Source organism: Pseudoduganella lurida (assembly GCF_007830455.1).
Classification (GTDB): domain Bacteria; phylum Pseudomonadota; class Gammaproteobacteria; order Burkholderiales; family Burkholderiaceae_D; genus Rugamonas; species Rugamonas lurida.
Genome location: NZ_VLLB01000002.1, coordinates 679600 through 687826, shown reverse-complemented (window position 1 = coordinate 687826; position 8227 = coordinate 679600). Strand labels below are relative to the sequence as shown.

Genomic DNA, 8227 nt, shown 5'->3' with positions numbered 1-8227 from the left:
TGACGAACTCGTCCGGCGCGAACATCAAGATCGAAAACGCCCGCGACACCGACAACACGGCGAACCTGAACGTGTCGTCGTACGACAATGCCGGCGGCACGACGGCACCGGTGGACCTGAAAGCGACCGGCGGCTCGTCGCTGGTGAACGGCCAGATCTCGTACGACTCGGAAGGCGCCTTCAAGGTGACGGACGATACCGGCCTGGCCAGCGGCGCGACGTCGACGCTGCAGGCGGTGGCGGACCTGGACATCTCCGACTTCGACGGTGCCCAGAAAGCCATCAAGATCGCCGATGCCGCGCTGGCCACGGTGAACACGCAGCGCGCTGCCTTCGGTGCCCTGCAGTCGCGGTTCTCGTCGGCGATCTCGAACCTGACGGCAACGACGGAAAACCTGTCGGCCTCGAAGAGCCGCATCGTCGACACCGACTTCGCTGCCGAGACCGCCAGCCTGACGCGCGGCCAGATCCTGCAGCAGGCCGGCACCGCGATGCTGGCCCAGGCCAACTCGCTGCCGAACGGCGTGATGAGCCTGCTGCGTTAAACGACATCGAGGTAGTTTTCTGAAAACCCGGCCGGGGCAACCTGGCCGGGTTTTTTTACGTGCGTGGTAAGAACTGATGCCTGACCATTCCCGGGCGTTGCCGATGGCCGCAACCGATGCCGTGGCGGGAATGATGTCGGACACCAGCGCCACCACCGTCACCAACGCCACCAGCGGCACCTGCCCAGCGTGCGGAACCTAACGGACGCCGCGCCCGCAAAGCGCGACCCTGTGCACCCACACAGGAGGTACCATGACCGGCTATGTACGACTCGACGATAACGACGCATCCATGCAGACCCTGCCGCGCACGCCCGCGGGCTGACCTGCTGGACGGCGCTGGTGCACGCCTGGGCCGATATCGAAGTGGCTTTCTGCGAGGCGATGCCGGCATATGGCCAGCTTGCCGAACCGGCCGATCGCAAACCCGAGCCAGTGATCGCGCGGCCGTTGCGCTGACAAAGTTCATGCGGCAACCACTGTTGCCGCAGCTTTACCATCTTCCATCTCTCTCCGGGCAACGGCGACGCCGACCATGCCGACCCGGCACGGTTCGCCCCGGCCGCATCCGTTGCTCAAATCCCACATCGTCCCGTCGAATAGCTTATTACCTACGTACTTCAGCTCAACTACGTGAGTGTTTGGCAGCGCCCGTGACTTACAAAAAGACATTCCTCCTAAGATCAGATGGCCCCGGGAGACAAGGGGCGTCTATATAACAACAGAAGGATGAGACATGAGATCCACACGGTACCAAGGACGGCGCCTGCGGCCGACGGCGATCGCCTTCGCGATTGCGGCACTGGCCGCACAGGCTCACGCGCAACAGGAAGCAGCGCAGGCAGCACCCGACCAGACCCAGCAGGCACAGCAGACCGCCTCGCCACAGCAGGACGCCGCCGCGCCGGCGGCCCGGCAGCAGAGCGACAAGGACCAGACCGTGATCGTCGTCACGGGCTTCCGCGCCAGCCTGAACAGCGCGCTGAACACCAAGAAGAATTCCGACGGCATCGTCGACGTAATCAAGGCCGAGGACATCGCCAAGTTCCCGGACGCGAACCTGGCCGAGTCGCTGCAGCGCGTGCCCGGCGTGGCACTGGCGCGCGGCGATGGCGGCGAGGGCAAGCAGATCACCGTGCGCGGCCTGAATGCGGGCTTCACGCGCGTGCGCATCAACGGCATCGAAGGCGTGGCGGCCACCGGCGCCTCGGACATCAACGGCAGCACCAACCGCTCGCGCGGCTTCGACTTCTCCGTGTTCGCCTCCGAGCTGTTCAACAGCCTGGAAGTGCGCAAGACCTCCGAGGCGGCCGTGGAAGAAGGCTCGCTGGGCGCCACCGTCGACCTGCGCACCGCGCGGCCGTTCGACTTCAAGGACCGCACGATCACCGTCGGCGCGCAGGAGTTCTACAACGACCTGTCGAAGAAGACCCAACCCCGCTTCACGGGCCTGATCTCGGACCGCTGGGACACGGCCTACGGCAAGTTCGGCGCGCTGGTCTCGGGCGCCTACGCGAAACGGCGCGCGCAGGAAGAGGGCTACGAGGCCGTCGACATCCTGTCCGCCAATGCCGACAACGGCTTCTGCTCGCCGATCGGCGCCGCCACGCAGAACCCGGCCAGCAATCCCGTCAAGGGCATCAACGCGGCCAACTGCGGCTTCGGCGTGCCGCGCACCGGCAACCTGGCCACCTACAACGACGTGATGGGCCGCACCGACAACTACGGCGGCACGGTGGCCAATCCGGCCCCCGGTTCCGGCGCCTTCCACCCGCGCATCCCGCGCTATCGCCGCTCGATGACGGACTACGAACGCACCGGCATCACCGGCTCGCTGCAATGGCGCGCCAACCAGGACACGGAAGTGAACCTGGACCTCATGTACGGCAAGTTCGAGAACAAGCGCTACGACAACTACATCTCGGCGATCTCGTTCGGCCGCGCGCTGGCCACGGCCAACGGCAAGGCGCAGACGTCGATCCTGGAATCGCACTTCAACGAGAACGGCAGCTGGGACTACGGCAAGTTCAACGACGTGGACATCCGCACCGAAGGCCTGCTGGACGTGTACACCACGACCTTCAAGCAGCACGTGCTGTCCGGCAGCCACCGCTTCAGCGACCGCTTCAAGGTCAACTTCCTGCATGGCACGTCGAACTCGGAGCTGGACGAGCCGATGCGCGCCACCGTGCAGTTCGACGCGCCGAACGTGGACGGCTTCTCCTGGGACTTCCGCAACAACCGCAACGTGCCGACCCTGAACTTCGGCATCGACGTGGCGAACCCGAACAGCTTCTCCTTCGCGCCGCAGGAAGTGGACGGCACGCTGCACGGCCAGTTCGTGGGCCGTTTCCTGAACACGCAGAACAAGCTGCGCACCACCGAGATCAACGGCGCCTTCGACGTCAACGACAACCTGGTGCTGAAGGCCGGCTTCTCGGGCCGCAAGAACGGCTGGAGCAATGTGGAAATCGGCTCCGGCGGCAATGGCCTGACCCTGCCGGCCGGCGTGACGGTGGCCGACATCTCGCAGCAGATCTCCGGCTTCGGCAAGGGCCTGGGCGCGAGCGTGCCGTCGTCGTGGGCGGCGGTGGACCTGGACAAGCTGCGCGCCATCTACGACATCGAGTGCCACTGCTCGGCGGTGCCGGGCTCCGAATATGCGTTCCTCACGCAGGCCAACCGCAGCGTGGAGGAGAAGATCAATGCGCTGTACGGCATGGTCGACTTCAACTACGACTTCGCCGGCATCACGTGGCGGGGCAACGTGGGCGTGCGCGGCGCGGAAACGAAGGCGACCTCGATGGCCCTCATCAACGTGGCCGGCCAGCTGAAGCCGAACTACGTGACGAAGAAGTACCGCGACTGGCTGCCGGCGCTGAACCTGACGGCGCAGCTGCCGAAGGACGTGTTCCTGCGCTTCTCGGCCGGCAAGACGCTGTCGCGCCCCGAGTACGTGGACCTGGCGCCATCGGCCACTGTGTCCGGCCAGTCCGGCACCGTCAGCATCGGCAATGGCGACCTCGATCCGATCCGCGCCAAGACGTACGACCTGCAGGCCGAGTGGTACTACGACAAGGGCGCGATGGTGTCGCTGGGCGTATTCCGCAAGGAGATCGACAGCTTCATCCAGACCGTCTCCGACCGCGTGCCGTACAACACGCTGGGCCTGCCGAACGAACTGCTGATCTTCAGCGGCTGCTCGATCACGGGCGGCACGCCGGGCTGCCCGACGCAGCCGGGCGACAACGTGGTGGTGAGCCGCAAGGTGAATACGCCGGGCGGCCCGCTGAACGGCCTGGAGTTCAACCTGCAGGCGCCGTTCAACTTCCTGCCGGGCGTGTGGAAGAACTTCGGCCTGCTGGCGAACTACACCTACGTGAAGTCGAAGATCACCTACATCACCCGCGTGGACAACCCGTCGACGGCGGCCAACGAGCAGCTCACGCTGCAGGCCAACTTCACGGGCCTGTCGCCGAAGGCGCACAACCTCACGCTGTACTACGAGGATGCCAAGTTCAGCGCTCGCGCCTCGCTGGCGCACCGTTCCAGCTACCTGAACGCGGTGCAGGGCGACGTGCAGGGCCACGACTTCACCACCGTGGATCCGATGACCAATATCGACGCGAGCATCTCGTACCAGCTCACGCCGAACCTGCGCATCTCGCTGGAAGGCCAGAACCTGACGGACGAACCGCTGCGCTACGGCCGCGACACCCAGCGCAACGACACGCTGCTGTACGTGCACTCGGGCCGCTCCGCGGTGGTGGGGCTGACGTACAAGTTCTGATGCCGTAACGACGATCGATCCTTGTGATGAGGCAGCTGCCGCGTTCCCGCAAGGGGCGCGGCTTTTTTACGACCGCTGCCTGCAGGGTCGACAGGAAAGATGCACGCGGGAGCGGCCAATGTGGCCGGGCGCCTGAAAACCTTACTCGGCCAGCGCGTAGCGTTCCAGCCAGTGCGCATACGGGGCCGGCAGCACCCATGAAGGCTTCTGCACGCCCAGGTCCTGCGCGGCGCGGTACGGGTAGTGCGGATTGGCCAGGTGCGCGCGGCCGATCATCACCAGGTCCATCTGGCCATCGGCCACCACGCGCTCGGCGTTCTTCGGCGCGTCGATGCCCCACGACGAAGCGACCGGCAGGCCCGCTTCGCGGCGCACGCGTTCGGCGTACGGTGCCAGGAAGGCCGGGCCCCAGGGGATGTTCGTTTCCGGGATCACGAAGTTGACGGATACGTTCAGCATGTCCAGGCCGCCCTCGCGCATCTTCTTCACCAGCGCGATCGATTCGGCCAGCGTTTCCTCGTCGCGGCCGTCGAACTCGATGACGCCGAAGCGGGCCGTCAGCGGCAGGTTCTGCGGCCACACTTCGCGCACGGCGGCAAACGTCTCGTACAGGAAGCGGCCGCGGTTCTCGGCGCTGCCGCCGTACTGGTCGGTGCGATGGTTCGAGTGCGGCGAGAAGAAGCTCTGCGCCAGGTAGCCGTGGGCGAAGTGCAGTTCCAGCCATTCGAAGCCGGCATCGCGGGCACGGATGGCGGCCGACACGAAGTCCGCCTTGACGCGTTCGATGTCGTCGATCGTCATCTCCTGCGGCACCTTCGGCAGGTTCTTGCCGAACGCGATGGGCGACGGGCCGATGGTTTGCCAGCCGCCCGGCGCATCGTTGGCGATATGGTCGTCGCCTTCCCATGGGCGGTTGGCGCTGGCCTTGCGGCCGGCGTGGCCGATCTGGATGCCCGGCACGGCGCCGGCGGCCTTGATGGAGGCGGCGATCTTCGCCATGCCTTCGACCTGGGCATCGTCCCACAGGCCCGTGCAGCCGGGGGTGATGCGGCCTTCCGGCGCGACGCCGGTGGCTTCCACGATCACGAGGCCGGCGCCGCCGCGGGCGAGCGCCGCGTAGTGGGCATGGTGCCAGTCGTTGGTGAAACCGTCGATGGCGCTGTACTGGCACATGGGCGGGACGGCGATGCGGTTGCGGAGGGTAACGTCCTTGAGCTTGAATTCGGTAAAGAGTGCTGACATGTTCGATTCTTGAAATGGATGCGGAAAGAGGGCAGTTGCCTGACGATGCGACCGTGCCGACCGGGCGGGACCGTCGCTGCCAGGATGATACCCGCGCCCCGCAATCCTTGCTGGAGGCTGCCAGAAATCGCGCCGCAAGCCCCATCACAGCCTCCCGAAAAACGCAATCCCGGCCGGTGATTTTCAGCCTTGAAGTGTTGCGCGGCGATGCGCAAAATGCAACATATGGCGCCGCGACGACCGCTTCGCCATTACAATTGGTCCAGACGCTTTGATAGCGCAACCAAATACAAATCCGGATAAAAAATCCGGAGCATGGAGGAGACACCACATGCCGAAGACGCACCGCATCGCGCTGCTTTTCAACGCGAACAAGATCTACGACCGCGAGCTGATCACGGGGATCGCCGCCTACCTGGCCGGGACGCGCACCGCCTGGGACCTGTTCCTGGAAGAGGACTTCCGCCTGCGCCTGTCCGGCATCGAGGACTGGCAGGGCGACGGCATCATCGCCGATTTCGACGACCCCACGGTGGCGCGGGCGCTCACGGCCACGAGCGTGCCGCTGGTGGCCGTCGGCGGCTCGTACGAGAACCCGGACGACTACCCGGCCGGCATCCCGTACGTGGCCACCGATAACTTCAAGCTGGTGAAGCTGGCCTACGACCACCTGATCGAGGCGGGGCTGCGCAATATCGCCATGTTCAGCCTGCCCGAGGCGCAGAAGAACCGCTGGGCCCAGGAGCGCGAGAAAGCCTACTCGCGGCTGATGGTGCGCGACAAGCTGGCGCCCGAGATCTACCGCGGCCAGTGCACCAGCGCCTCGCAGTGGAACGAATCGGTCGAGCAGCAGATCGCCTGGCTGCACAGCCTGCCCAAGCCGGTCGGCGTCATCGCCGTCACCGATGCGCGGGCGCGCCAGCTGATGCAGGCCTGTGCGCTGGCCGGCATCGAGGTGCCGGAGCAGGTGGCCGTCATCGGCATCGATAACGATCCGCTGGCGCGCATGCTCACGCGCATCCCCATGAGCTCCGTGATCCAGGGCGCACAGGAAATGGGCCGCACCGCCGCCCACCTGCTGGACCAGATGCTGCACGGCGTGCGGCTGGCCGATACGCGCATCCTGGTGCCGCCGGCCGGCATCAATGTGCTCGCCTCCAGCAAGCACGAAAGCGGCTGCCATCCGCACGTGATGCGGGCGCGCCACTTCATCCGCCAGTACGCCTGCCAGGGCATCAAGACGGACCAGGTGGCGGACTACGTGGGCATCTCGCGCTCCTCATTGGAAGGCTACTTCCGGCAGGAGCTGGGCTGCAGCGTGCATGACGAGATCCTGCGCCTGCGGCTGGAAGCGGCCACCGGCATCCTGGCGCGCGGTGACTGCAACCTGACGGACGTGGCGATCCGCTGCGGCTTCACCTCCAGCCAGTACATGCACTCCGTGTTCAAGCGGGAGCTGGGCTGCACGCCGCGCGCCTGGCAGGAGCGCTCCCGCACCGAGGCCGCGCCAACCACGCTGGCGTTCCGCGGCGGCAGCGGCGGCGATGCCGATGCGCGCGACTACGCCGGGATGAAAGCGTGATGCAGATGACCTACGTTGCCGCGTCCGCCGCCCGTGCCCAGCTGTTCACGCTGACCAATGCGCAGGGCATGCGCGTGACGATCAGCGAGCGGGGCGCGGCGCTGGTGTCGTGGTGGACGCCGGACCGCTACGGCCGCATGGCCGACATCCTGCTGGGCTATCCGGACGACGACCAGTACCGCCACAACCGCTCCTACTTCGGCGCCATCATCGGCCGCTGGGCCAACCGCATCGCGCGCGGCCGCTTCCAGCTCGATGGCCGTACGGTGCAGGCGGACGTGAACGACCGCGGCAACCACCTGCACGGCGGCGACGCGGGCTTCCATGCGGCGCACTGGGAAGGCGAGATGGCGCATGGCGGGCTCACGCTGTCGTACGTGTCGCCGGACGGGCAGGGCGGCTTCCCGGGCAACGTGGCCGTGCAGGTGTTCTACCAGCTCGACGACGACGGCAGCCTGTCGATCGAATACCAGGCCACGTCGGATGCGCCCACGCCGCTGAACCTCACGTCGCACCCGTGCTTCAACCTGAACGGCGGCAGCGGCGACGTGGGCGACCACATGCTGCAGATCGCCGCCGACTACTTCCTGGAGATCGACCCGGCCGGCATCCCCGTGGGCCGCACGGCCGTCGGCGGCACGGCGTTCGATTTCCGCCAGCCGGCCGCGATCGGCCCGCGCCTGCGCTGGCCCGATGCCCAGGTGCGGCTGGCCGGTGGGTTCGACCACTGCTACTGCCTGGACGAGCCGGAACCGCGCGAGGCGTGGCGCCTGCGCAACGTGGCACGAGTCGTCGATCCCGGTTCGGGGCGCCAGCTGCACGTGGCCACCACCGAGGCGGGGCTGCAGTTCTACACGGGGAACGGGCTGGAAGGGGTGCGGGGCCGCAACCGCGAGCCATATGCGCGGCACGACGGTTTCTGCCTCGAGGCGGGGGCGTATCCGGACCAGCTGAACGGCCAGCATGCGGCCAACGTGATCCTGCGGCCCGGGCAGGTGTACACGCAGACCACCGTGTACCGCGTTTCGCTGCAGGCCTGAGCCGGTGCAGATGCATCGCCTGAAGCAA

The 8227-nt window shown here is 66.6% G+C and carries 6 protein-coding genes; 5 read left to right on the top strand and 1 reads right to left on the bottom strand.

Annotated features, from left to right (window positions below; translation table 11 throughout):
• Together IP91_RS09515 and IP91_RS09510 are read left to right on the top strand one after the other, a co-directional pair.
• Positions 1-545: flagellin (locus tag IP91_RS09515; RefSeq protein ID WP_259772447.1), on the top strand; the 545-nt coding region annotated here is incomplete at its 5' end.
• Between the two features lie 736 nt (positions 546-1281).
• Complete coding sequence (locus tag IP91_RS09510; RefSeq protein WP_145648676.1) at positions 1282-4335, top strand: TonB-dependent receptor; 3054 nt, start codon at positions 1282-1284, stop codon at positions 4333-4335.
• Positions 4336-4476: 141 nt separating this feature from the next.
• Here IP91_RS09510 and IP91_RS09505 read toward each other — a convergent pair whose 3' ends face one another.
• Positions 4477-5577, bottom strand: coding sequence for an NADH:flavin oxidoreductase/NADH oxidase (locus IP91_RS09505; protein ID WP_145648675.1), 1101 nt, complete (start codon positions 5575-5577; stop codon positions 4477-4479).
• Positions 5578-5591: 14 nt separating this feature from the next.
• Here IP91_RS09505 and IP91_RS09500 point away from each other — a divergent pair, with 14 nt between their 5' ends.
• Genes IP91_RS09500 through IP91_RS09490 form a run of 3 tightly spaced genes read left to right on the top strand, consistent with a single transcriptional unit; the run spans position 5592 to position 8199 of the window.
• Positions 5592-5852: a hypothetical protein gene (locus IP91_RS09500; RefSeq protein WP_145648674.1), complete on the top strand. Its 261-nt coding sequence runs from the start codon at positions 5592-5594 to the stop codon at positions 5850-5852.
• Between the two features lie 56 nt (positions 5853-5908).
• Positions 5909-7159, top strand: coding sequence for a XylR family transcriptional regulator (locus IP91_RS09495; RefSeq protein ID WP_145648673.1), 1251 nt, complete (start codon positions 5909-5911; stop codon positions 7157-7159).
• A gap of 5 nt (positions 7160-7164) precedes the next feature.
• On the top strand, positions 7165-8199 hold the full coding sequence (locus IP91_RS09490) for an aldose epimerase family protein (protein ID WP_371860609.1): 1035 nt from the start codon (positions 7165-7167) through the stop codon (positions 8197-8199).
• The last annotated feature ends 28 nt before the right edge of the window (positions 8200-8227 follow it).

Bases quoted from the DNA above. Each gene is read 5' to 3' on its own strand.
- IP91_RS09495 (WP_145648673.1), top strand. From the start codon at position 5,909: ATGCCGAAGACGCACCGCATCGCGCTGCTTTTCAACGCGAACAAGATC.
- IP91_RS09505 (WP_145648675.1), bottom strand. From the start codon at position 5,577: ATGTCAGCACTCTTTACCGAATTCAAGCTCAAGGACGTTACCCTCCGC.
- IP91_RS09510 (WP_145648676.1), top strand. From the start codon at position 1,282: ATGAGATCCACACGGTACCAAGGACGGCGCCTGCGGCCGACGGCGATC.
- IP91_RS09490 (WP_371860609.1), top strand. From the start codon at position 7,165: ATGACCTACGTTGCCGCGTCCGCCGCCCGTGCCCAGCTGTTCACGCTG.
- IP91_RS09500 (WP_145648674.1), top strand. From the start codon at position 5,592: ATGGATGCGGAAAGAGGGCAGTTGCCTGACGATGCGACCGTGCCGACC.